Raw genomic sequence first — 22000 nt, 5'->3', positions numbered from 1 at the left:
TCCACTCAATTCCGTTATCAGGTCAATGAACGATATGTAGGCATCTATGAAAATATGTCCGCTTCGCGTGCATGGATGCATGACCCCTTGACATATGCCTGACACGTATCCAGCCCCGCCGCAGGCGCGCCACGGACCCTTCCAACCAGTGAGCTCTTTCAGAGTGGCCACCGATCGGGTGACGTCTCAGACAGCGGCTCGGCGCGGCATGGTGTTCCTCGCCCTGCTCCCGGCCCTGTCAACGTCCGAGACGACTTCACCCGCATGGGCCGCAGTTGAAAGAGCTCAGTGATGGCGAGATGCGCTCGACGTCACTGGAAGGTGCCATCAGTGACCGGGCGCTCGGCAGCCGCAACGACAGCGACCTGATGGCGGATCAGGCTGCCGGCGCCGGGGCGATCCCGGAGCAGTCACCGCTCTCGGCCGTAACGTCCGGCAGCGTGGCGACGACAGTCTGGCGAAGCTGCGACAACGGGTGGATCACCGGCCAGCACGGCCGCGTCCGCATGTGCCCGTGCAGGACCGGAAGAACGCAGCGACCGCGAGGTATTTCACTGAGCGGAATCGAGTGCAAGCCGAAGTGAAATCCCACCGACTCCCATACGCGATCAAAAGTCTACGAACTGGGTCAGCGCCTGCGTGGTCGCCATGGGAATCCGGTGAGTTGTCGCCGTAGGGTCGCCGTGCATCACACCGCAACACACCACACACGTCTTGCTGGACTGATGGCGACGCCGCGTCAGCCGCTGTCTGGGGGAGGCACTCCGTGTCCAGGACCAAGCACCACCGCCGTCACAACAACAGGCCCCGCGCCAGCGTCGTACTTACCGCGATGGCCGCCACGGCGCTAACTCTGTCCGCCTGTAGCAGCGGTAACGAAGCAATCGCTGAGCGAGCTGCATCGTCGCCCAATGCACCGACAACAACGGCCACGTCCGCAGCAACAGTTCCGGACCCGAAGGCGGAGGCGAGGGCGTCGGTCGTCGCCGCGTTCCGCGGGTTGACCAAAGCGCGCACGGCCGGGTTGGCAAAGGCCACTTTCACCGGCACGGATATCGAGCGGTACGCCTCCGGCCAGGTGCTGGCCGACGCGAAGCAGACGTTGCTGATCAACCGGGCCAACAACATCGTCACCAAGGGGCAGCCGGCCTTCACCGTCACCACCACCAGCGTGGACATGTCGGTGACCCCGCACCGCGGCACGCTGACGGTGTGCTGGGATGACACCGACTGGACACCGGTGAACAAGGCGTCCGGCAAGAGCGTCGCGGTCCCGGGTCAGAGCGAGCAGTACCCGGTGACGTCCAAGCTCCGCACGATCGGGCCGCGTTGGGTCGTCACTGACAGCACCGCGCAGCGGGATCAGACGTGCTGAGGCGCCTGGTGACCGCGGCCGCTGCGACGGGAGCACTCGTGCTGAGTGCGGTGTCCCCGGCCGTCGCTGACGGCAAGGTGGTCTGCCCGCCCGACGGGGGCGGGGACTGCCAAGTCGTGGTCACCGTGCCCGGGCAACCGGGCGGCGACCACCCCGGCGGCGACGGCAGGAACCCCGGGGCACGGGAGTGCGTGGACACGCTGCAGAACGTCAAGGTGCCCTGTTACCTGCAGGATCTGGGGTGGTGGAGCCCGAACTGCTACTACAAGGCCATGGCCCCGCAGCCGCCGGCCGGGGACCCGGCGTGGGAGGGCCACAAGCCCGGCGACGGCGCCGTCTACGACGCGTACTGCCCGGATGAGGGCCTCCCGGTGCAGTGGCGGGCGACCCCGCCGCCGGGAGCGGACGGCGGCGTCGATCCGGCCCAGCTCGCGGCCGAGGCCGTGAAGAGGCTGCCGATCGACGGCCCGGACATCGGGGTCGCCCCGAGCCCCGGCAACACCGGGGTCGTCGGGATGCCGGTGTGGTTGTGGAACCGGACCTCGCCGCGGACCTGGGGCCCGACCCTGGCGTCGGCCAGTGCCGGCGGGGTCACGGTCACGGCGACCGCCCATGTGTGGCGGATCCAGTGGGACATGGGCGACGGCCACACCGTCACCTGCGGCGCAGGCACCCCGTACAAGGCCTCGTACGGGGGGAAGGAGTCCCCGGACTGCGGATACCGCTACACCACGACGTCCAACGGTGGTGAGGGCGAGGTGTTCTGGGTGACCGCGACCGCCACGTGGGACGTGCACTGGGCCGGCGGCGGACAGCGCGGCGACCTGACCACGACCCGCTCTTCCCAGGTCCAGTTGCGCGTCGGCGAAGTCCAGGTCCTCGGCCAATGACCCGCTGACCTCCCCACACAGGAGGCACCACCCCTCGTGAACCCCACCACCACGCCATCACCTTCCCCCGCTGGCACGCCGACAGCCCCGGCGGGGCCACCGGCCGGCCCGGTCGCGCCGCCGCGGATGGTCCGGCAACGCCGACGCCGCCCCGGACTGATCGCCCTATCGGTCGCGCTGATCGCCGCCGGGGGCCTGTCCGGAGCCGTCTTGTACTCCAGCTCCGGGCAACGCACCGCGGTGGTGGTCGTCTCACGCGATGTGCCGGTCGGCGCGCACATCACCCACCAGGACCTCACCACGGCCTCCCTAGCACTGGATCCGGCCGTGCAGTCGGTGAAGGCCTCACTCGCCGACAGTCTGGTGGGGCAACGTGCTGCGACCGACTTGAAGGCGGGATCCCTGCTCGCACCGTCCCAGGTCACCGGCCAGTCGCTGATGGGGCCCGGTGAGCAGCTGGTCGGGGTGAGCGTGAAGCCGTCCCAGCTTCCGGCGACGCCGCTGGTGCCCGGGGAGAAGGTGCTGATCGTGTCCACTCCAGACCCGGACGCCGGCGTTGTCAGGCCCGGAAGCGGCAGTTCCGACGCCCCGGCGGGAGGCGGCACGTCGCCGGTGACTCTGTCGGCGAAGGTCGTCGCGGTCGGCCGGCCCGCGGCTGCCACAGGTGCCGTGGTGGTCGACGTCGCCGTACCGGCCGCGGATGGGCCCGCGCTGGCCGCCCGGGCAGCGACCGGGAACGTCGCCCTGGTCGTCGTCGCCCGGGACGGTTCGTGATGGCGGTCATCGCGCTGGCCGGAGGCCTCGGCGCGCCCGGAGCAACCACCACGGCGATGGCGCTGCTGCTGACCTGGCCGCTGGAGGCAGGCCATCGGGTGGTGCTGGCCGAGTGCGACCCGGACGGCGGGGCGATCCTGCCCGGAGCGCTGCAGGGAACCCTCGGTGGCACACACGGACTGCGGAACCTGGCCCTCGCGGCACGGCAGGGGCAGCTCGGTGAGGCGTTCTGGCGGCAGCTGGTCGACGTCACCGACGCCGGCACCCGCGACCGCCTGGTTCTGCCGGGACTGTACGACCCGGCGCACGCGTCCTCGATGAGCCCGGTGTGGAAGCCGCTGTCGGCGATGTTCGCCGGGATCGAAGCGCACGCGCACGACGTGCTGGTCGACCTCGGCCGACGGGGCGCGTTCGGCCCGTCCCAGGTCCTCGCCCAGAGCGCCGACGTGGTGCTGCTGGTCGCCCGGAACAGCCTGCGCGGCCTGCAGAGCGCCGAGGTCCGCCTCGCGGCGCTGCGGGAGCAGCTCGGCACCGCCACCGAGGTCCGGCTGCTGCTGGTCGACGGTGGCCCGTTCCCCGCCGCCGAGGTCCAGCGGCAGCTCCAGGCGGAGGTGGTGGCGGTGCTGCCGTGGCGGCCGCGGGAGGCCGCGGTGCTGTCCGACGGCGCGGAGCAGCCGCGGAAGTTCGAGTTGTCGGAGCTGATGCGCGCTGCCCGGTCGGCGACCACGCGGATCCGGCAACTGGTCGCCACACGGCGGGCCCGTCTGTCAGTCCCGGCGCGCGGTTCCCTCGAGGAAAGGACGGTGACCGGTGCGCGCTGAGCCTTTGCACACCCAGCCGGTCCCGGCCCGGACCTCTCCCGGACAGGCGCGGCCGTTGCGGGCGGCCCCGAACGCGAGGGCGCCGGTGGGTGACCCGGGCGTGCCGCAGGCCTTCGTCGACTACGCCACGGTGCGGCTGATCAAGAAGGAGGTCGGCGACCGGCTCGGTGAGCTCCTGCGCTCCCGGCCGGGGATGAGCGCGGCCGCGCAAGAGCAGCAGGGCCGGGCGCTGATCAATGAGCAGGTCGCGATCTGGTCGGACGCCGAGGCCGTCAAGAGGGGTGTGGCGACGTCGACGGCGGAGGACGCGGCTGTCGCGCAGGCGGTGTTCGATCTTCAGTTCCGTGCCGGCCGGCTCCAGCAGCACCTGGACAACCCGCTGGTGGAGAACGTCTTCATCAACGGCTACCGCAACGTCGTGCTGGACTTCACCGACGGCCGGCGTGCCCAGGTCGGCCCTGTCGCGGACTCCGACGACGAACTCCGCGAACTGCTCCGCGATCTCGCGCGCCGCACGACTGGGCAGAGCGAGCGGAGCTTGTCGACCGCTGACCCGTTCCTGGCGCTGCGCCTGGCCGACGGGACGCGGTTGCAGGCGGTCATCGACGTCACGCCGGGGACGTATGTGACGATCCGCCGGCACTCCATGCGCCACGCTGACCTTGCCGATCTGGTGGCCAAGGGCATGCTCGACACCACGCTTCAGGCGTTCCTGTCCGCGTGCGTGCGGGCGGAGAAGAACGTCATGGTCGTGGGCGGCCAGGCCGCCGGGAAGACCACCCTGCTCCGCGCGCTGCTGCGCGAGATCGACCCGGCCGAGCGGTTCGCCACATTGGAGACGGAGTACGAGCTGTTCGCCCACGAGAACGGCTACCACCAGCAGGTCGTCCCGATGGAGGCACGGGAGTCCAACGGCGAACGGGTCGGCGGCCGGTCCGCGGGCGAGATCACGCTGATGGACCTGATGTACCGGGCGCTGCGGATGTCGCTGGCGCGGATCGTGGTCGGTGAGGTCCGCGGTCCGGAGATCGTGGCGATGCTGCAGGCGATGACGAACGGGCAGGGCGGCAACCTGTCCACGCTGCACGCGATTCACCCGTCGGTGGTGTTCGACCGGATCGCCGAGCTGTATCTGCTTGCTCAGGCGAACATGAGCGAGGCGCTGGCGTATCGGCAGGCCGCGAACGGCCTGGACTTCATCGTGTTCGTCAGCTCCATCGATGAGACCCGCATCGGCGGGCATCGGCACCGCTTCGTCTCCCACGTGCTGGAGGTCACCGGGATCGGCGAGGGCGGCCGCCCGGACACGAACCTGGTCTTCGGGCCGCGCCCGGAATGGGACGAGCCCAGGGCGATGCCGCTGATGCACCCCCGCTGCACCCCCGACCTGCGGCGGGCCGGCTTCGACCCCGACCTCCTCAACACTCTGCACGGCACGTGGTCTGCGCCGCTGCCGCTGCTCATCCGGGAGGCCTCATGACGGGCGGGACGGGTCTGCTGCTGTGGGTTGTCACCGGCGCCGCATTGGTCGCCGGGCTGGTCGGCATCGTCGTCGGCGTGACCGGCACCGAAGCCCCCCAACGTCCTTCGCTGGTGGCACGGTTTCGGTCCAGGCGGATCGGCGGCGTGGGCGGCCGGGCGCTGCAGCGTGGAAGAACGCGTCTGGCCGTCGGAGGCGTAGCGGGTGCCGTGGTGTGGGCGGTCACGGGCGTGTTCGTGGCCGCGGTGCTGGTGCTGCTGGCGGTGCCCGGCGTGCCGTGGCTGCTGGCGCCGACGAAGGGCACCCACATGCGGATTGCCCGGTTGGAGGCGCTCGGGGACTGGACGCACCGCCTGTCGAACGTGTTGCGGCTCGGCCGCGGCCTGGACGAAGCCCTCGCGCTGTCCCGCAAGGGTGTGCCGGAGCCGATCGCAGTCGAGGTCGCCGACCTGGTCGACCGTCTCACCGTCGGATGGCGGCCGGCAGATGCCCTCCGGGAGTTCGGTGACGCGCTGGACGACGTGACCGCGGACAAGGTCGTCGCCGCGCTCATCCTGTCCGCCGCCGATCGCGGCCCGGGCCTGGCGCAGGCGCTGGACGACCTGGCGGCGTCGGTGCACGAGGAAGTCGGCAAGCGGCGGCAGATCGAGGCGGACCGGGCCAAGCCCCGCACCACCGTGCGCTGGATGACCCTGATCACGCTGGGCGTCGTCGCCTTCGGGTTCCTCATCCCCGGCTACACCGCCCCGTACGGCACGCTGCTCGGACAGCTGGTCCTGGCACTGCTCGCCGCCGGGTTCGTGGCGGTGCTGGTGTGGATGCGGCAGCTCGCCGACCACCACCCGGTGCCGCGGTTCCTCATCGCCGACCCGCGCAGCCGCGTCACCGCCACGCCAGTCATGACGCCTCGGAATGTGTCCGTCTCCGGAGCCACGTCTCAGGTTCAGGTTGCCGCCGGCACAGGGGAGGCGCAGTGATCCCGGTCGGTGCACTGCTGGCCGGCGCCACGGTCGGCACAGGGATGGCGCTACTGGTCAAGGAACTCCTGCGACCCGCACCCGCATTGGGCCCGGCCCTACAGCGGCTCAATCACCCCGCTCCCCCGGCCCCTGATTTGGCCAGCCCGGACCGGGACGAGCGGTGGGGGGCATGGCTGGTCGATCACCTCGGCAACCTGCCAGGGGTGCGGATACCCCGGAAGAACCTCGCCCTGGTGGGCACGTCGCCGGGGAAGTTCCTGCTGACCAAGACCGCTCTCGCGGCCGCCGGGCTGCTGGTGCCGCCACTCGCCGGGATCCCCCTGCTTCTCCTCGGCCTCCCGGTGTACCTACCGGCCTTGGTGGGCCTGTTGTTCGCGACAGTGCTGTGGTTCGCCCCGGACCTCGCCCTACGCGACCAAGCGAAGCGGGCGCGGGAGGAGTTCGCGCACGCCATGGCCGCCTATCTGGACCTGGTCGCGCTGCGCCGGGCCGGGAACGTCTCCGCCGAACAGGCCCTGGAACAGGCCGCACAGATCGGCGAAGGCTGGGCGTTCGTCCGCATCCAGCAGGCCCTGATGCAGTCCCGGGTGGACAAGGTCCCGCACTGGGAGAGCCTGACCCGGCTGACCGGCGACCTGGACCTGCCAGTGCTGGAGGACCTCGCCGCGATCATGCGGCAGTCCACCGACGACGGCGCCGCCGTCTACTCCACACTTCGCGCCCGCGCCCTCAACCTGCGCACCGAACTCCTGGCCGCGCAAGCCACGGAGGCCAACGCCGACAGCGAGAAGATGACCGCCCCCGGCGCTCTGCTCGCCGTTTTGGTGATGCTTCTCATCGCGTTCCCCGCGGTCATCCGCATCCTCACGACCTGACGTCCACGCCGAAGGAGCACCCGACGATGCACCACCTCACCCGCGCCGCGACCGCCGCCGTCCTGTGGGTCCGCGGCCGCCTCGAAGAAGGCCGTGCCCGTGGCAGCGACCGCGGCGACATCTCCATCACCACCGTCATCATCTGGGCCGCCGCCGTCGGCGGCGCGATCGCCATCGCCGGCACCATCAGCATCATCGTCACCAAGTACAACGGCCTGCTCACCGGGATCTGAGGAGCCGATGGCCAGGACAACGGGGAAGCGCAGAACCGCGGTACGGGCCGCCCGCCAGGTGGCGGCCCAGACCCGGTGCCGTGGTGACCGGGGCGATACGTCGATCCAGATGGCGATCGTGTTCCCGTTCGTCATCCTGCTCACGCTCGCCGTGGTGCAGGCCGGCATGTGGTTCCACGCCCGCAACATCGCCCTCGCGGCCGCCCGCGAAGGCGTCACCGCCGCCCGCACCTACCAGTCCGCCGACGCGGACGGTGCCGCCCGAGCGCGCGAGGTCCTGGACCGGATCGGTGGGGACAGCCTCCGTGACCCGGCCGTCAGCACGGCAGGAAGCGGCGCCGAGTCCGTGCGGGTCACGGTGACCGGGACCGCCCCGTCGCTGCTTCCCGGCATCGCAGGCCTGCGCATCAACCAGTCCGCTGCTGCTCCACGCGAAGTTTGGACGACACCATGACCCCGGCACCGCGGGAGCCGCGGCTGCACGGCGATCAGGGCAGTGAGGCGATCCAGGCAGCGATCGTCACCCCGTTGCTGATCGCGTTCTTGTGCCTGGCCATCGCCGCCGGACGCCTCGCGGTCGCCGGCGGGAAAGCCGACGCGGCAGCTGAGGATGCCGCGCGCGCGGCATCGCTCCAACGCACCCAGCTCGCCGCCGAGTCCGCGGCCGCCGACGCCGCCACCCGGTCCTTCGCTGACCAGGGCGTGCGCTGCGCCAGTACCGACGTGAACGTCGACGCCTCTGGCTTCACGGTGCCGGTCGGCCAGGTCGGCTACGTCACCGTCACCGTCCGCTGCACCGTGGACCTCTCGGACCTTCTACTGCCGGGAGCTCCCGGATCCCGGACTCTGACCAGCACCTTCACCAGCGTTGTCGACGCCTTCCGCGCCCGGCAGGACACATGACGACCACCACCATGGGACCGGCGGGGCGCCGGCCAGCGCGAGACGACCGGGGCGGCGTCGCGGTGTTCGTCGCCATCTGCACGATGGCGCTGCTCGCGATCGCCGGGCTGGTCCTGGACGGCGGCGGCAAACTGCGAGCCACCGAACGCGCCGATGCCCTCGCGGTGGAAGCTGCCCGCGCCGGCGGACAGGCCCTCGACCCCGCCGGGGCCATCACCGGTACGGCGATCCGCGTCGACCCCGCCGCCGCGCAGACCGCCGCCACCGAGTACCTGCGCCAGGCCGGTGTCCACGGGACCGTGACCCTCTCCCCGGACCGCAGCCAACTCACCGTCGTCGTCGACACCACGTATGCCACCCGGTTTCTGCCCGTGATCGGCATCGCCTCCATGGATGTCACCGGGCACGGCACCGCGACGCTGCTGCACGGCGTCAACCAGCCCGAATAGCCCACGAGAAGGGCCAGCCGCCATGCCACAGCCCGTCGTTGTCCGTCCTCCCCGCAAGCCGCCTTCCAACCGAGCCCGAACCCGCGGCGCTGCTGTCCGCGCGGTCGTGCGCGCGGCGGCAAGCCTGACGCTGCTGGCCGCTCTGCTGCTCGGCTTGCCTCTGGTGTTGTGGTGGGGCACCGCGATCATCGCCCCGGCCGGAGTTCAGGCCCTGGGCAACCTGTTGAGCACACAGGACTCCGGGCAGGTCTTCCTGCTCGCTCTCGCAGTGGCCGGCTGGGCCGGGTGGGCAGGCTTCGCGGCCGCCGTCGCTGTCGAGATCCCGGCTCAGCTGCGCGGCCGCACCGCACCGAGGCTTCGGCTCCTGGTTGGCCAGCGCGCGGCCGCCGCGCTGGTCGGCGCCATCCTGGTCGCGCTGCCCACCAGCACCGCCCTGGCCTCCCCCACACCCGCCCACGCCGCCACAACCGCAACGGCCACGGCGGTCGCCACGCAGGCCGGTACGAACGGCGGGAATGGACCGTCGACTCCCGCCGCCGCGTTGGCAGATCGGGACGGTGCGGTCACGCATACGGTGCGGGCGGTCCGGCCGGCGGAGAGCTTGTGGTCGATCGCCGAAGACCGGCTCGGTGACGGCGAGCGGTGGGAGGAGATCGCCGCCCTCAACAACGGACGCACCATGTCCGACGGCAGCGTCTTCCGAGCGGAGGACCCGATCCGGCCCGGCTGGGTACTGCTCCTGCCCGACCACGCCGCACCCGCTGGGCCTCATGCTGAGAGCGGCCGCGGGAGCGCCCTCGAGGAAAATGAGCCTTCCCAGTACACGGTGCGGCCGGGCGACACCCTGTCGCAGATCGCAGAAGACGAACTCGGCGACGCCGACCGCTACCCAGCGATCTTCCGTCTCAACCGGGGCGAAGCCCAGCCCGGCGGCCGTCACTTCACCGACCCCGACCGCATCTACCCCGGCCAGCACCTCGACCTCCCCGGTCGCCACGAGCACGCTGCTGCGGCTGGCCCGCAGCGCAATGGCCCCGAGCAATCCCGCGACCGGATGCCGCCGCGAGGCAACGCCGACGTTCCCAGCGAGCTCGACCGCACGGCGAGTCCCTCCATGGCACCGCCGGCGGCGCCCTCTCCAACGGCGGTCACGCCGTCGGCTGCCGCACCTTCGACGACGCAGATACCGATGACGCCACCCAGGGCGGAAGAACATGGATCACCGCGATCCGCCGAACCGTCCGCGGCCGCAACACCCGCCGCCTCGCCGCCGTCCACTCCGTCGTCCTTGCCGTCCACGCCCCTGACGTCGGCAGGGCGCGTTAATGCCGCGCCGGACTCCGGGGGTGAGCGGCAGGTCGTGTTGACTGCCGGGATCGGCGCGCTACTGGCCGCGTTGCTGACCGGTGCCTTGGGAGTACGACGGATTCTGCAGCAGCGGCGGCGCCGGGCAGGCGAGACCATCGCGATCGACGACGACCCGACCCGGACCGAGCAGGTCCTGCAGGCCACCGGCGAGCCGGCCGGCGTCGCGGTGCTGGACACCGTGCTGCGCACCCTGGCCCACCGTGCGGCCAGCTCCGGCCACCCGGTGCCCGTGGTGGCCGGTGCCCGGGTCACCGCTTCCGGCGCGGTGCATCTGGTCGTCGACGACCCCGAGGCCGACCCGGTCCCGCCGTTCACCGCAGGTCCCGCGGCCGGGGTGTGGGTGCTGGACGGCGCTCTGCCGCTGCTGCCGGCGGAGCAGGCGCCGGAGGTCCAGGCGCCGTATCCGGGGCTGGTCACGCTCGGCGCGGCCGAATCCGGTGACCTGGTGCTGGTCGACCTCTTCCACACCGGTGGGCTACTCCTGGACGGCGCACCAGAAGATGTCCTGGCCGTGGCCCGGGCGCTGGCGTTGGAGGCAGGAACCAGCGCGTGGAGCGACCACACCGAAGTCCTCACCGTGGGCCTGGGAAGCCGTCTGGCGGGACTGTTGCCGAAGGGCCGGCTGAGGGCGATGCCGCATCTGTCGTCGGTGGTCTCCGACCTCGGGGCGCTGCTGGTGGAGGTGTATCAGCACGGCGAGGACCAGGCGGTGGAGCCGCTGCCGTGGATCCTGGTCTGCGCAGCCGACGTCGAACCCGCGCAGGTCTGGCAGCTCGCCGACGCGATCGCCGCGGCCCGGCACCTGCCGGTCACCGTGGTCCTGCCCGAGACTCCCGCGACCCGGCAGGCCTTCCCCGACGCCGGCACCGTTCCCGTCGCCCCCGGCACGACGGCGGTCTTCCCCCAGCTGGTTCCTGGGCCGGTGGAGTTGCAGCGGTTGTCGGACGAGCAGTACCGGGAACTGGTCCACGCTCTCGACGTCGCCGATCAGCCCGCGGACCGCGCGACGGGCGCGTGGCAGCTCGCCGAGGACCACGACCACACGGCCGCAGCCCCCCGGCCGACGCATCCGGTGCTGCTGCACCCCATCGCCCAGGCCCACGCCACCGCAGGTGCGGGCGCTGGTGCGGGTGCGGACAGCGAGGCGGGCAGTCCGTTCCCGGCGCTGCTCGCCACCGCCGACCCGGGCCGGATCCACCTGGTCAAAGCGACCACACCTTCGGCCGGCTCGCGTGCGGGGGCCGATGACCAGGCTGGTGCCAGCACTCAAGACGACGGGAAGATCGCGGACATCGATGTGGCGACGGCACGACCGGAAGCGCCGCCCGTGCCGCAGACTCCGCAGATCAATGTGCTCGGCTCGCTGCAGGTGTCCGGCATCACCGGCTCCGGGCACGGCCCGCGGCTGGAGACACTCGCGGCCCTGATCTACCTCAAGCCGGGGCGGAACGCCGACGCGCTGTGCACGGCCATGGATCCGGCCTCGCCATGGACGACGCGCACCCTGCAGTCCCGGCTCTCCGAGATCCGGGCCCGGCTCGGATCCACCCCGGACGGACAGCCGTACCTGCCCCGGCCCAAGGACGGATACGCCTTCCACCCGTCGATCCGCTCGGACTGGGCGACCTTCCAGGACCTCGCGACCCGGGGCCTGGCCGCCGGCCCGGTCGCGGGCATGGCGGACCTGGAAGCCGCGCTCGCTCTGGTCCGCGGCCGGCCGTTCGACGGGCAGGAGTACCCCTGGGCGGTGTCCGTGCAGCAGGAGATGCTGTCCCGCATCGTCGACGTCGTACACACCCTCGCGACCTGGCACACCGCCGGTGACACGCCGGACTGGGACGCGGCCCGGGGAGCGGTGCTGCGGGGCCTGGACATCGATGAGACCGCCGAGGTCCTCTATCGCGACTGGATGGCCATCGAGCAGGCCTCCGGGAATCATTCGGGGGCCCGGAAGGCGGTGGCCCGTGTCACCGAGGTGACCCGCGCCTACGACATCTCCATGGACACGCGCACCGAGCACGCCGTGGCCGCGGTGCTGGAGGAAACCGGGGACCTGGCATCCGCCTCCAACCACGGAATCTGAGGCAAGAACGCGATTACCGGACCGCGACGGGGGATGCACGGTCCGGCAACCACTCCGACCAGCCTACGCACAGGAACAGGGGACACCAGGTGGTTGCCGCGGTGCGACTCGAACCAGACGGTGTATTCGAGGCATTCGACCTGCCCGAGGACTACACGAGACAACGGCAGGTCCTGCGCGCCCTGTTGGGTGGCCACGTCGACGGCGCGGTCTACCACCGGCGCGCCCTCATCCACGTCCACGGCGAAGGCGCCCTCAGCGTGGGCCGCGACCTCAACGCCGCGGCGTGGGCGCTCGCCAGCACCTGGCGCGGCGCCGAGTTGCCGTACGGGCTGTATGGGACAGCGGTCGTGACCGGCCCGAACCTCGGCAACGGCGGATGCGATGACCTCAACGACGACCTCGCAGGACAAGTCCAGTCCGTGTGCGAAGCCACGTCCCGGGTGCTTACTGGGTGGGTGGACTGCCCGCCGGAGGGAGAAGCCCAAGCGCGGGCGCAACTCCTGGGCGCCACCGTCATCGGCCGCGCCGCAGCAGGCCGGGGTTCGATTCCTCGTCCGATCGGACAATGACAAGACTGCCATGATCGACATAGCGTGTGCCCACCTGACAGCACCTGGGGCTTCGACATGGGCTGGTAGCCAGCACCGACGAAGGGGGCTCCTGCCACCACACGTTGGCGGCAGGGGCCCCCTTCGGCTTCACGGGAATCGTCAGCCGACGCGTCCCCGCTGCCTGCAGTGGGCCCAGGGGCCCGGTGATGCGTAGCGGGCTCCGGCCGGGGGCCGGGCCGGGGCTTGCGGTGGTGCCAGGACGGCCTGCTGTTCGTCCGCAAGCTGGCAGCGCGGGCACAGTTCGTGGTGGCCGAGGTCGGTGACGATGGTTCCCCATCCGCGGCAGTGTTCGCAGTCGCGGGCCAAGGCGGTATTGGCGCGGGGAGCGGGGCGTGCCCCGTTTGTCATGGGGTGCTTCCTCCGATGCGTCTCTTATGTGACCCTTGGGTCATTTGTAAGTGACCGGCACCACACCCGCCAAATACGTGTTCGACGCTCAGGCGTCGCTCAGCATCTGGTCGGCCGCGAGTGCAGCGCGGCGGCGCGGGAAGTCTTCCACGAACGGCGCCAACTTACCCGGGGTGTAGACGGCGTTGCACTGGCCGACAATGCCCCGCTCGGCAAGCAGCTTCGCGAGCACGAACTCGTCGGGGGCGACCCCGTGGCCCTCCAGGTGCTCGTTCCACACGGCGTAGATCCGGAACACCGGGAGGTAGCGGCGCAGCGTGGAAGGGCTGACCGGGGCGCCGCCGCGGCCCGTCAGCCCGAGCGTGGTCAGGTGAGCCGACAGCACCTTGTCGGTCAGCTTGTCGTGCAGGTCTGCCGCGGCGGTATCTTTCGAGGTCACGATCTTTGTAACGACGCCGGCAGTACCTCGGCGGAGTGATCTCGGTGGCTGCTTTCAGGCTCGCCAGGAGCGGATGCGCTCGGCGGCGGCGAACACATCGGCCTTGCCGCTGACGATGTCGCGGGCCAGGTCCACCGGCGCGTAGGGCGCATTCAGAGGGTGGCCGCTGGCCGTCATGTAGGCCACCGCTGCCATGGCACCGAACAGAGCGTTGCGAGCCGGCAGCGGCCGGAGCTGGATGATCGTGTGCATCAACGCGGCAGCCCGCCAGGCCGCGTCTTACTCGGCACCGAAGGCGGGAGTGTTCACGCGATGCCGGGCAACGGCCGCGACCAGCGCGGAGTAGTCACGGACCGACACGTCGGTCATGCGGGCTTCCTGGATCTCCAGAAGCCAGCGCACGTCGATGTAGAGCTCCATCAGGCTGCGGCGCCTGAGCTCCGGTGGGGAGCGTCGTCGGGGAAAGCCTCGTCGAAGGCGGCGACGTTGCCGTCGTAGAAATTCAGCGCGGTGGTCACGAAGACGCTGTGCTGCCCGTCGCGGACGCTGGCGGTGCGGACGTAGTCCTCCACGGACATCCCGGCGGCCGCGGCAGCCTCCCGCAGCTGTTGCAGTTCGGCCTTGGTGTAGCCCACGTTCAGATCCGGCATGGTCCGAAGGTACCGGATCGGAGCTACGCCCGGCAGGCGAAGGCGCAGTGCTACGCCGGGGCCGCGTGTCGCTACTGCCGGCGCCGGTACCGGTCGGGAACCACCCCCGGCGACCGCTGTACCTCTGTTGCCCTGGGCCGCCCGACCGGCGTCGCGAACCGCGTGCCGAGTCCGGATCGCGTCAACGCCCGCCCGCCGGTGCGGGACACGCCACGGCGAGGACGGACGCCTACGACGTGTCAGTCTGGCCCCGGTGGCCCGCGCCATCGCCCAGAAGTCGCGCCTGCCCGTGTTCCTGGCCGGCGGCCCTGGCACGGGCGAGGTGCGGTGGCCCGGCGCGGCCGACGGGATGCCTTCGGATGCGAGTGGCTCGTGCGGGCCGGAGCCGGATGCAGGCGTCGATGCCGCCGTGGGGTGCGGCGTCGAGTGTGACGTCGCCCCCGCCGGCCTGCGTGAGCCGTCGGACCATGGACAGGCCAAGGCCGGTGCCGTCATGGTGGGCGTCGGTGGCACGCCAGAACCGGTCGAAGGCGCGTTGCCGTTCGGTTTCGGTCATGCCTGGGCCTTGATCAACCACGTGCAGCTCGGCCATGGGTGGTGTACGGCCGTAGTCGGTGGGTGCCGGTGCGGTAACGAGGGTGATGGTGCTGCCAGGAGGGGACGCCTGCAGCGCGTTGGAGAGCAAGTTGTCAATGATCTGCTCCAGCGCTCCCCGGACCGCCCACACCGGTCCGGCCGGGGTTCCGGCCACAGTGATGTCGACGTGCTGTTCACCGGCGAACGCTGTCCAGATGGCTCCGCGGTCGGCCACGACCGCGTCGAGGTCGATGACTTCTGGAGTGATCGCCGAGTTCTCCAGGCGTGCCAGGGCGAGTAGCCCCTGCACCATGCGGCTGAGCCGTCCCACTTCGCTGATCGCTTCCTCGAGACTGTGCTGGGCGCAGGGAGCGAGATGGGGCTCGAAGTTCTCAAGGCGCAGGCGCAGTGAGGTCAGCGGGGTCTTCAGTTGGTGCGACGCCTCGGAGGCGAAGGCTTCCTGGGCGTGGAGCAAGTGCTGGAGCCGGTTTGCCGTACACGTGAAGGAGGTGGCCAGCTGCCGCAGTTCCGGCGGCCCGCAGTCGGTGGCCGGAGGGTCGGTGAGGCGGCCGTCGGCGAGTTGCCTGGTGGCGCATTCCAGGGCCCGTAGGGGTCGGGTGATCCAGCGGGCCAGTGCGAAGCCGATGAGAGCGACCACGGCGAGCACGCCCAGACCGACGAGGGCGGGCACTATCCAGGTGGCGTGGATCTTCTGGGCGAGTGGGCCAAGGGAGTACAGGGTCCGCACGACGCAGGGCACCGTGTCGCTGGAGGCCCCTGGCACGGTGGCGAACAGGACTTTGCCGCCCGGGACGATCCTGATGCCCGTGGCGGGCCGGTCGCTCAGGGCGGCGGCGATGTCCGGTTCGGAGGAGATGTTCCGTCCCACGGTGGTGGCGGTCGTGGTGTCGGTGAGGACGATGCCCCTCCGGTCGGCGACGACCACGCTGCTGCCGGTGCGCCGAGCGTGGCTGCGGGCGAGTTGGGGCAGATCGGAGGCCAGCCCGTGCTCAAGCTTCTCCTCGCATACCGAGGCGAGTGTCACCGCGCCCAGTTCCGCGGTGTGGGAGAAGCGGTTCAGCTCGCTGCGGGCGTAGACGAAACCGAACGGCACTTCGAGGGCCAGCAGGACGAGCGCCATGAGGCTGAGGTAGCTCAGCAGGAGGCGGTGGGTCATCGGGCACCTCTGCGGGGCTGTTCGAGCGGTGCCTGGGAGGTAGCGTCGGCCCTTTTCGGCGGCGGTACGAGACGGAATCCGATGCCGCGGATGTTCTCGATCCAGGAGGGATCACCGAGTTTGCGACGCAGGGCGGCGATGTGCACGTCGAGCGTCTTGGTCGGGCCGAAGTAGTGCGGCTCCCAGGCGGTGTCGAGGATCTGTTGGCGCGAGAAGACGGCTCCGGGATCCTCGGCGAGGCAGACGAGGAGATCGAACTCCTTGGGAGCCAGGGCGATGGGCGACTGGTGTAGGTGCACTTGACGGGTACGGCGGTCGATGATCAGGGGCCCGATCCGCTGGGCAGCCGGTACACCGTCCCGGTCCGGGCCGCTGGAAGACTCCGCCACGGGACCGCACGGGCCCGGGGACAGAGCGCGGGTCCGGCGCGTGACGGCGCGGATCCGGGCCACCAGCTCCCGGATTCCGAACGGCTTGGACAGATAGTCGTCCGCGCCCAGTTCCAGGCCGAGCACGCGATCGACTTCGGAATCCCGTGCAGTGATCATGATGATCGGGACGGCGGAACGGGCCCGCAGTTCCCGGCAGACGTCAATGCCGTCCATGTCGGGCAGCCCCAGGTCCAGCAGCACTATCTCCGGTTCCCCGGCGGACAGGCCGTCGGCACCCGTTCGCGCGTGTTCCACGGTGAACCCGAAGCGGCACAGCCCTTCCATCAACGGTTCGGCCACCCGCTCGTCGTCCGATCAGCAACACGTGCATGCTGTCAGGCTCGCAAACTGCATGCGTACCGTGCGGGCCAATCGCCGGTGCATTCCCGGGTCGGTGATCCTGCCCGAGTCGGTTCCGGGACATCGGCGCAGGTAAGGCCCCCGATGGTCTTTTCGGAATTCCGTCGGATGGCGCAGTCGGAGGCGAGGCGCGTGCGCGGACATACAGTGAGTCGACAGCAAGTGGCCAGCAAACAGTTAAGAACCCCGGATCTCGGTCGCGTCGAATGGACGTGACCAAGAGCTGCCGACCGGCCGGGCGCCGCCTACTTACTGGACCTGACCTCGTAGAACAGCCGTGCTGTTCCACTGTCCGTTCTTTGCTGCGGCGTGCTGGCCACCTTGATCCGAACGCGGGACAGGAAAGCTCTGGAGTGCAGCAGTTCTCCCGGACTGTGCCCTTCCTCGCGGCACTCGCTATATGTGCACTGGGAATTCGCTTACTCGCTCCCCCGTAGCGTCGATGGTGCGGCGGGTCGCAGGCACGCCGAACGAAGGAACCGCCCACGCATTATCAGGAAATAGGGATGTTGAATACAGACTCAAACGCCGTTACGAATCATCCGTCTCCTTCTCTTCCGGGACGGTGCTGATGTCTCAGGCAGCACTCGAAGAGCTGCGCACGGTGCGCCCGGACCTTGTCGAGCCCTTCCTGCACGCGCTCCCGGCGGCGCGCGCCGCCGTGCTGGGCCGGCTGTGGGGCGCTTTCGCCCGGGAGCCGGTTCCCGGAGTGACCGGCCGACGGCGAGAGGCGGAAGCGCTGGTGGTCACTCTGGACAGCGGCGGCCGTCTCACCGCCCCCGACGCGTATGCCCAGCGGTTCGCCCACATCCCCGAGGACTTCACCGTCATGGGACCCGAAGGGCCCCTTTGTGACCCGGCACAGCTGCTCGCGCAACTGAAGTCGCGTAGCGCCGCGGCGAGCCGGCTGGCCGCGGAGCTCGACAACAGTGTCGTCAACCTTGCTCTGGCCCGCGCCGCGAACGCCGCAGGACCGCATCCGCTGCGCGATTCCAACGACGCGGAGCAGGCGGTCGTCGACGGCCACCCCCAGCACCCGTGCTGCCGCACCCGCACCGGCATGTCGGTCGCCGATGTGCTCGCCTACGCGCCCGAACACCATCCGGTGATCCAGCTGGCCCTCCTCGCCGTCCCGGCCGACCGCCTGCAGAAGGCCGGCACGTGGCCGGCCGAGCTGCGTGACGGGGACACGTTCCTGGTCCCGGTGCATCCCTGGCAGCGGGACCACGTGCTGGTACGCCACCGCGACCTCGCCGTGACGCGGCACACCCTGCCGGCCCGGCCGCTGCTGTCGCTGCGCACCCTGGCGCCGTTGGCCGATCTCGCGGGCTGCCACATCAAGACCGCGCTCGACGTACAGGTCACCAACTACCGCCGCACCATCTCACCGGTCGAGGTCGCCGACGGCCCGCCCCTGTCGGAGCTGGTCTCGGCGGTCGTCGACAAGGCCGGGTTCGGTGGCAGCCTGCGGGTCCTGTGCGAGCTGGGCGGCGGCACGGTACGGGTGGACGGCCGGGCGTCAGCGAGCCTGGCCGCGATGGTCAGGGAGTCCACCGAGTGTCACGTGGACGACGGCGAGATCGCCGTGCCGCTCACCGCGGTGCACGCCACTGGCGCTGCTCTGGTGGCAGGTGACCCTGTGCGCTGGCTGGCGGACTTCGCCGCGCTCGTGCTGCCTCCCGCGCTGACGCTGCTGTCCATGGGGGTGGCCCTGGAGGCTCACGGCCAGAACACGCTGGTAGTGCTGCGAAACGGACGGCCGGTGCGGGTGCTGTACCGGGACCTGGACGGGGTACGGGTCAGTCCCCGCCGATTGGCCGCCTGCGGGTTCACACTGCCGCCGCTGGAAGGCACCCGCGCCGGCGACGACCTGGACGCGCTGCGCACCAAGCTGTTCGGCGGGTTGCTCAGCGGGGTCTTCAGCGAACTGGTCGACGTCCTCGCCCGCACCCGGGCCGCCGATCCCGGGACGCTGTGGGAGACGGTGGCCGAGGCCGGCCGCCGTGTGTACAGCGATCTGCCCGACGACGGGGACGCGGCAGCCTTCTTCGGCGACACACTGCCACTGAAGGCGACCATCGCTATGCGCCTGGCCGAGGACACCGGCACGGCGCAGTGGACTCCCGTCCCCAATCCTCTCGCGCAGCACCGCTGACCCCCGCAGCCCCGGGTGCGGCCACGGCGACGACCGGTCCAACCGGTCCTTCCACGGCCGCACGACGGCCGGCCGACGACCGACACACGACTTCGGACGTACTGGAGCCACCGCATGACCACCTCCACCACTGCCACCGTCACCTCCACCGACAGCTCCGCGCAGACGGCCGATGTCGTCACCGCTCACACACTGCTCAACTGCCTGATCCGTGAGGTCTCCGCTCCTGAGCACCAGGTGACCGTGAACGAGGGTTACCTCCTGCTGCGCCTGCCCCGACGTGGCCTGCTGTTGCGCACCCGGCTGCGCCGAGTCTCGCTGATCGGCGCCCACCGTTTCCAGGGCCCGGCCGAGCGGCTCGACAGCGACGGCTGGGTCACCATCGGCTGGCGGGAACTGGCCGGCTGCGTCCAGGACGAACTGGAGCAGCGCACCGGCACGGCCAACGACGAATTCCTGGACCAGGTCTGCGACAGCCGCGAGACCATCCTCACTGCCCTGGAGCACCGGGCCGGCGCAACCCCGCACACGGACCTCTACGTCGCTTCGGAACAGGCCCTGGTGTTCGGCCACCGATTCCACCCCACGCCCAAAGCCCGCACCGGGGACCCAGCGGACTGGCTGGCCTACGGGCCAGAAACCGGCGCCCGCTTCCGGCTTCGCCATCTGGCCCTGCGTCGCCACCTGGTGCGGGAGGAGGGTGACCTGAGGGATCTCGACGCGCTGTGTCCGGGGGCGGACCCGGACTTCGTGACGCTGCCGGTGCACCCCTGGCAGTTCCGGCTTCTGAGTGACCACCACCTGCTGCGCGCGGCGATGGATGCGGGCGAGGTCGTGGACACCGGCCTGAGCGGGCCGGAGTGGGTGCCGACGGCATCGGTGCGCACCCTGTACCAGCCGGACGCGGACACCTTTTTAAAGTTCAGCCTGAACGTCCGCCTCACCAACTGCGTCCGTAAGCACGCCCGTTACGAACTGTCCGGTGCCGTCGCCCTGAACCAGCTCATCCAGCCCGTCATGGCCCGGATCGCCGACCGCTTCCCCGGCTGCGCGCTGCTTGCCGAGCCGGGCTATCGCACGCTCGCCGTCGACGACGACACCGCCCTGCTGGAGGGTTTCGGCGTCATCGTCCGCTCCGGCCTGCGCCCTCACCTGCGTCCCGGCGTCACACCCCTGCTCGCCGCCGCGGTCGCGGACGAGTACCCCACCAGCGCGGCCCACGTCTCCCACCTGCTCGCCCGTGGTGACGGAGACGTCCTGGCCTGGTGGGACGCGTATCTGCGGCTGCTCCTGCCTCCCGTACTGGCCGCCTACCTCGACCACGGCGTCGTCCTGGAACCTCACCTTCAGAACGTCGTCGTCGGGGTGAACGCAGCGGGCATGCCCGCTCAGATGCTGTTTCGCGACCTGGAGGGCACGAAACTCCTGCCCAGCCACCACCAGCGCGCCCTCGCCGCTCTGCCCGAAGACGTAAGCGGGCCTGTCACCTACGACGCCGAACGCGGCTGGAACCGGGTCGCGTACTGCCTCCTGGTCAACCACGTCGCTGAAATGCTCGGCGCCCTCGCCGACCTCCAGCCGGCACGCGAGCCGGCCCTGTGGGGCCTGGTCCGCGACCACCTCGACGCCTACGCACGCACCGCGGCCGAACCTCCACGGCTCCGTGCCCTGCTCTGCGGAGTGCCATTGCCCGCCAAGGCCAACCTCCTTCTGCGCTGGGCCCGCCAGGCAGACCGGCACGCCACCTACGTCCCCCTGACCAGCCCGCTCAGCGCGGACTTCCCCCGCGAGGTCTCCCTGTGAGACCCGCCCTGCTGCACCACGTCCACCAACTGTCCGACGACGACCTGCCCGCATACGTCTACGACCTGCCCGGCCTGCGCGAGCACGCCCGCGCGATCCGGGCCGCGCTGCCGAGACGCGTCGAGCTGCTGTACGCAGCGAAGGCCAACTCCGACCCGCACCTGCTGCATGCCCTCGCCGAGCACATCGACGGGTTCGAAGTGGCCTCGGGCGGCGAGATCCGCCACATCCGCAGCCTCCTACCCGACGCGCCGATCGCCTTCGGCGGCCCCGGCAAGACCCCGGCCGAACTGATCCAGGCTCTGGACGCCGGGGCGGAACGCCTCCACATTGAAAGCGAACACGAGCTGCGCACCCTGACGACCCTGCTGGGCGACCGTACCGCCGACGTCCTCCTGCGCGTCAACGTACCGGTGGCGGTCCGCTCGGTCGCGCTCGCCATGGGCGGTCGGCCCAGCCCCTTCGGTCTGGACCCCTCCCAGCTGGACCGATGCCGGCACATCATCGCCGCCGACGGGCGTATCCGGCTGCACGGGCTCCACGCCCACCTGGCCAGCGGCCTCGACGCGCGCGCCCACCTGGCCCTCGTCGACCAGGTCATGGGCTGGGCAGACCGCTGGGCGCACCAACGAGGAATCACCCTGACCGAGGTCAACATCGGAGGCGGAATGGACGTCGACTACGCTGACTCCCGCCGCGTCTTCGACTGGCCGGCCTTTGGCATCGGATTGCGCCGGACCCTGGAGCGCCACCCCGACCTGACGCTGCGAATCGAACCGGGCCGCTCGGTCACCGCCTACTGCGGCTGGTACATCACACAGGTCCTGGACATCAAGTTCAGCCGCGGCGAGGCGTTCGCCGTCCTGCGCGGAGGCACACACCATCTGCGCACACCCGCCGCGAAGCGGCACAACCAGCCCTTCGAGGTTGTTCCCGACGACTCCTGGCACCAGCCCTGGACCCGCCCCGAGGCCCGCGGTGAGCCCGTGACCCTCGTCGGGCAGCTGTGCACGCCCAAGGACGTCCTGGCCCGGCGCGCCATGGTTAACCGGCTACGGGTAGGCGACCGGATCGCCTTCGCGATGGCGGGCGCCTACGCATGGAACATCTCCCACCAGGAGTTCCTGATGCACCCCCACCCGACCTTCCACCACGTCGACGTCCCCGACGCTCCCGTCGAGGACGCCCACGCCTTCCAGACGGCATGAGCACGGAT

21 protein-coding genes and 1 pseudogene are annotated in these 22000 nt (G+C 70.7%); 17 read left to right on the top strand and 5 right to left on the bottom strand.

Annotated features, from left to right (window positions below; translation table 11 throughout):
- Positions 1–275 precede the first annotated feature (275 nt).
- The 14 genes from PV364_RS26560 (at position 276) to PV364_RS26495 (ending at position 12803) form a co-directional block, all read left to right on the top strand.
- On the top strand, positions 276–584 hold the full coding sequence (locus PV364_RS26560) for a hypothetical protein (RefSeq protein WP_319662837.1): 309 nt from the start codon (positions 276–278) through the stop codon (positions 582–584).
- A 182-nt stretch (positions 585–766) separates the two neighbouring features.
- Entirely contained in the window at positions 767–1375 is a 609-nt protein-coding gene (locus tag PV364_RS26555) for a hypothetical protein (protein WP_319662836.1), read from the top strand.
- A 38-nt stretch (positions 1376–1413) separates the two neighbouring features.
- Positions 1414–2265 (top strand): ATP/GTP-binding protein, encoded by an 852-nt coding sequence (locus tag PV364_RS26550; protein WP_319662835.1) that lies wholly within the window; start codon positions 1414–1416, stop codon positions 2263–2265.
- A gap of 210 nt (positions 2266–2475) precedes the next feature.
- A complete protein-coding gene (locus tag PV364_RS26545; RefSeq protein WP_319662834.1) occupies positions 2476–3039 on the top strand; it encodes an SAF domain-containing protein in 564 nt (187 codons plus the stop codon).
- On the top strand, positions 3039–3860 hold the full coding sequence (locus tag PV364_RS26540) for a hypothetical protein (RefSeq protein WP_319662833.1): 822 nt from the start codon (positions 3039–3041) through the stop codon (positions 3858–3860). The genes PV364_RS26545 and PV364_RS26540 overlap by 1 nt, the downstream gene beginning before the upstream one ends.
- A gap of 100 nt (positions 3861–3960) precedes the next feature.
- A complete protein-coding gene (locus tag PV364_RS26535) occupies positions 3961–5340 on the top strand; it encodes a CpaF/VirB11 family protein (protein WP_319662832.1) in 1380 nt (459 codons plus the stop codon).
- Positions 5337–6317, top strand: a complete 981-nt coding sequence (locus PV364_RS26530; protein ID WP_319662831.1) for a type II secretion system F family protein — start codon at positions 5337–5339, stop codon at positions 6315–6317. Before PV364_RS26535 ends, PV364_RS26530 begins: the two co-directional genes overlap by 4 nt.
- Positions 6314–7195 carry a hypothetical protein gene (locus tag PV364_RS26525; RefSeq protein ID WP_319662830.1) on the top strand — a complete coding sequence of 294 codons (882 nt, stop codon included), beginning with the start codon at positions 6314–6316 and terminating at the stop codon, positions 7193–7195. The genes PV364_RS26530 and PV364_RS26525 overlap by 4 nt, the downstream gene beginning before the upstream one ends.
- Positions 7196–7221: 26 nt before the next feature.
- Entirely contained in the window at positions 7222–7428 is a 207-nt protein-coding gene (locus PV364_RS26520) for a hypothetical protein (protein ID WP_319662829.1), read from the top strand.
- A 7-nt stretch (positions 7429–7435) separates the two neighbouring features.
- Positions 7436–7882 (top strand): TadE family protein, encoded by a 447-nt coding sequence (locus PV364_RS26515; RefSeq protein WP_319662828.1) that lies wholly within the window; start codon positions 7436–7438, stop codon positions 7880–7882.
- Positions 7879–8331 (top strand): TadE/TadG family type IV pilus assembly protein, encoded by a 453-nt coding sequence (locus tag PV364_RS26510; RefSeq protein WP_319662827.1) that lies wholly within the window; start codon positions 7879–7881, stop codon positions 8329–8331. Before PV364_RS26515 ends, PV364_RS26510 begins: the two co-directional genes overlap by 4 nt.
- Positions 8328–8780, top strand: a complete 453-nt coding sequence (locus tag PV364_RS26505) for a hypothetical protein (RefSeq protein WP_319662826.1) — start codon at positions 8328–8330, stop codon at positions 8778–8780. The genes PV364_RS26510 and PV364_RS26505 overlap by 4 nt, the downstream gene beginning before the upstream one ends.
- 106 nt (positions 8781–8886) lie before the next feature.
- Positions 8887–12231, top strand: a complete 3345-nt coding sequence (locus PV364_RS26500) for a LysM peptidoglycan-binding domain-containing protein (RefSeq protein ID WP_319662825.1) — start codon at positions 8887–8889, stop codon at positions 12229–12231.
- Positions 12232–12332: 101 nt separating this feature from the next.
- On the top strand, positions 12333–12803 hold the full coding sequence (locus tag PV364_RS26495; RefSeq protein ID WP_319662824.1) for a hypothetical protein: 471 nt from the start codon (positions 12333–12335) through the stop codon (positions 12801–12803).
- Between the two features lie 478 nt (positions 12804–13281).
- Here PV364_RS26495 and PV364_RS26490 read toward each other — a convergent pair whose 3' ends face one another.
- From PV364_RS26490 to PV364_RS26470, 5 genes and pseudogenes are all read right to left on the bottom strand, one after another.
- Entirely contained in the window at positions 13282–13632 is a 351-nt protein-coding gene (locus tag PV364_RS26490) for a hypothetical protein (RefSeq protein WP_319662823.1), read from the bottom strand.
- Positions 13633–13686: 54 nt separating this feature from the next.
- Positions 13687–14052 (bottom strand): annotated as a pseudogene (locus PV364_RS26485) (toxin Doc).
- The gene (locus PV364_RS26480) at positions 14052–14282 is read right to left on the bottom strand and encodes a plasmid mobilization protein (protein ID WP_319662822.1); all 231 of its coding nucleotides are present in this window, start codon (positions 14280–14282) and stop codon (positions 14052–14054) included. Before PV364_RS26480 ends, PV364_RS26485 begins: the two are co-directional and overlap by 1 nt.
- A gap of 229 nt (positions 14283–14511) precedes the next feature.
- On the bottom strand, positions 14512–16035 hold the full coding sequence (locus tag PV364_RS26475) for a HAMP domain-containing sensor histidine kinase (RefSeq protein WP_319662821.1): 1524 nt from the start codon (positions 16033–16035) through the stop codon (positions 14512–14514).
- Positions 16032–16766, bottom strand: coding sequence for a response regulator transcription factor (locus PV364_RS26470; protein WP_415924607.1), 735 nt, complete (start codon positions 16764–16766; stop codon positions 16032–16034). Before PV364_RS26470 ends, PV364_RS26475 begins: the two co-directional genes overlap by 4 nt.
- Positions 16767–17397: 631 nt before the next feature.
- On the opposite strand from PV364_RS26470, the gene PV364_RS26465 reads away from it, so the two are divergent.
- The 3 genes from PV364_RS26465 (at position 17398) to PV364_RS26455 (ending at position 21992) form a co-directional block, all read left to right on the top strand.
- Positions 17398–18981, top strand: coding sequence for an IucA/IucC family protein (locus PV364_RS26465; RefSeq protein WP_319662820.1), 1584 nt, complete (start codon positions 17398–17400; stop codon positions 18979–18981).
- Positions 18982–19095: 114 nt separating this feature from the next.
- Positions 19096–20784, top strand: coding sequence for an IucA/IucC family protein (locus PV364_RS26460; protein WP_319662819.1), 1689 nt, complete (start codon positions 19096–19098; stop codon positions 20782–20784).
- Positions 20781–21992, top strand: a complete 1212-nt coding sequence (locus PV364_RS26455; RefSeq protein WP_319662818.1) for a type III PLP-dependent enzyme — start codon at positions 20781–20783, stop codon at positions 21990–21992. Before PV364_RS26460 ends, PV364_RS26455 begins: the two co-directional genes overlap by 4 nt.
- The last annotated feature ends 8 nt before the right edge of the window (positions 21993–22000 follow it).

The organism is Streptomyces sp. MI02-7b, from assembly GCF_033793585.1.
Classification (GTDB): Bacteria; Actinomycetota; Actinomycetes; order Streptomycetales; family Streptomycetaceae; genus Actinacidiphila.
This window is presented reverse-complemented; position numbering and strand designations above follow the sequence as displayed.

Bases quoted from the DNA above. Each gene is read 5' to 3' on its own strand.
- PV364_RS26480 (WP_319662822.1), bottom strand. From the start codon at position 14,282: ATGCCGGATCTGAACGTGGGCTACACCAAGGCCGAACTGCAACAGCTG.
- PV364_RS26540 (WP_319662833.1), top strand. From the start codon at position 3,039: ATGGCGGTCATCGCGCTGGCCGGAGGCCTCGGCGCGCCCGGAGCAACC.
- PV364_RS26505 (WP_319662826.1), top strand. From the start codon at position 8,328: ATGACGACCACCACCATGGGACCGGCGGGGCGCCGGCCAGCGCGAGAC.
- PV364_RS26460 (WP_319662819.1), top strand. From the start codon at position 19,096: ATGACCACCTCCACCACTGCCACCGTCACCTCCACCGACAGCTCCGCG.
- PV364_RS26515 (WP_319662828.1), top strand. From the start codon at position 7,436: ATGGCCAGGACAACGGGGAAGCGCAGAACCGCGGTACGGGCCGCCCGC.
- PV364_RS26530 (WP_319662831.1), top strand. From the start codon at position 5,337: ATGACGGGCGGGACGGGTCTGCTGCTGTGGGTTGTCACCGGCGCCGCA.
- PV364_RS26465 (WP_319662820.1), top strand. From the start codon at position 17,398: ATGTCTCAGGCAGCACTCGAAGAGCTGCGCACGGTGCGCCCGGACCTT.
- PV364_RS26475 (WP_319662821.1), bottom strand. From the start codon at position 16,035: ATGACCCACCGCCTCCTGCTGAGCTACCTCAGCCTCATGGCGCTCGTC.
- PV364_RS26520 (WP_319662829.1), top strand. From the start codon at position 7,222: ATGCACCACCTCACCCGCGCCGCGACCGCCGCCGTCCTGTGGGTCCGC.
- PV364_RS26510 (WP_319662827.1), top strand. From the start codon at position 7,879: ATGACCCCGGCACCGCGGGAGCCGCGGCTGCACGGCGATCAGGGCAGT.